The sequence below is a fragment of the Novacetimonas hansenii JCM 7643 genome, assembly GCF_000964405.1.
Lineage (GTDB): Bacteria > Pseudomonadota > Alphaproteobacteria > Acetobacterales > Acetobacteraceae > Novacetimonas > Novacetimonas hansenii.
In genome coordinates this window covers 1-1,584 of record NZ_BANE01000241.1, presented here as the reverse complement: position 1 = coordinate 1,584, position 1,584 = coordinate 1, and the positions used below count along the sequence as shown (strand labels likewise).

2 protein-coding genes are annotated in these 1,584 nt (G+C 58.6%); one reads left to right on the top strand and one right to left on the bottom strand.

The genetic code is table 11. The annotated features are described in order from the left end of the window. Nucleotides 1–252 precede the first annotated feature (252 nt). Complete coding sequence (locus tag B7G66_RS13985; protein ID WP_003617593.1) at nt 253–975, top strand: hypothetical protein; 723 nt, start codon at nt 253–255, stop codon at nt 973–975. Between the two features lie 218 nt (nt 976–1,193). Here B7G66_RS13985 and B7G66_RS17525 read toward each other — a convergent pair whose 3' ends face one another. Next, entirely contained in the window at nt 1,194–1,535 is a 342-nt protein-coding gene (locus B7G66_RS17525) for a DUF736 domain-containing protein (RefSeq protein ID WP_148424805.1), read from the bottom strand. Nucleotides 1,536–1,584 lie beyond the last annotated feature (49 nt).

The following is a 1,584-nucleotide window of genomic DNA, read 5'->3' as shown; positions in this document are numbered from 1 at the left end:
GCCGCCCCGTTCCGGCGCAACGACGCCCTGCTGAAAGTCCTGCCCGTAGGCGTCATGGTGTTTCCGGGATCGGGCATTCAGGACAATCTGGCCGACAAGGCCAAACAGATGGGCATCCCGGTCTGGCGGTTCCGCAAGGAGGCGGGCGCGTGAGCGCCTCCCCCGGATGAGAATACTCTTTCGGTATTCACCAGTGCACTGTCGTCATATACACTGTCACGAAGTGTTACCGAACTACAAATGGAGAGCGGTATGGAGACTGCATTGCCAGGGGCGCAGGCGGACATCGGCTCGCATGACAGCGTTCTGACCTGCGTTCAGAAGACTGAAAAAATTACGGCGATTGTCCCGCTCGCAATCATGATTATCTGTGTGGCGCCGCCGGTCCTTGGAAATCTGATTCATTTGAGCCTTGCTGGCGCTCTTTTGAACGGGTTTTTGTGTTTCCTTATTTCAGGTCTGCTGATCAAGGGCGTTAAGGCATTCATTCTCACCCCCTTTCAGAATTTTCGTTACAAAAAAGCCGCCGAGCAGCTGGGTGCCGAAATTCAGGCGGCCAATTCATCGGTCCTGCAAAAGCGGATATGGTGGCAGGAGACACCGGGCGCACTGGCGATCACCCAACAGGGCGAAGTCATCGTCATGGACCAGAACAGCGATTATCGGAAAAGGCATCTGCGCTCGGACCAGATCGTGGGCGTTCAGGTGGAGCGTGAGGCGACACACATTACTAATACGCGTCACGGCGGACGCTTCACTGTCGGGGGCCTGTCGCGTAATGGTTTGTTTGGCGGCTATACTTTTGGCGGTCGTTCCCGTTCGACCACACGGACTGTCGAGACAGCTTTTCTCGAAATCCAGTATCAATTGGACCCCAACGGCGTGACTTATATGACAATCGTGCCGTTTGGTACCGCCCGTCGGGAAGCTGATGCTCTGTGCACGACGATCCGCCGTCTGGCGCGACTGTCCTAGGCTTCCATCGTAATCTTGCAGACGTGAAGCCGTTCTCTGCAGGCTATCGACATCGCCCGGATCAATCCCGCGAGGAGTATTTCTGCCGAGTGTTGCATAATCCATGTGCACCTTAATCTCACGGAACCCGGCTTTCAGTGGATTCTTGTCGGGCAGGTTGTAAAGAATGGCGTCGAGCGGGTGTTGATGCTGGCGCCCGATGTGACTCCCTTCCACGATCAGGCTAGCTTCGGGCGCGACATCCCCCGGAAGGCCCCGCCCGAAGGAGAACGGGTGCGGGGTGTGACCTCTTTCCCCGTTCCGGCTGCGAGACCGGCAAACGAGGGAGCGGTGGTCCTCTTCCTCATCAGTGAACAGGTCGAAACAGCCATGGCAAAGGAGGGATCGTCCAGCGCGCAATCGGCTGGCCCGCCTTCGTTGGAGCGACGGGTCCATAGGATGCGGCCCGAACCGTTCGCAGCAGGGACGCGGTAGTCGGGGGCGGGTGTGTAGCCGCGATCCGCGCCACCAGCATGGAAGACGGTCGCACCGGGCGAGCGCGATATCCTCGTGTGTCGCACGTTCTCCACCTGTCGGACCGGTCATGCCGGCATCGTCTCTCCATGGGGC

Coding starts and splice junctions, on each gene's coding strand:
- B7G66_RS13985 (WP_003617593.1), top strand. CDS start 253: ATGGAGACTGCATTGCCAGGGGCGCAGGCGGACATCGGCTCGCATGAC.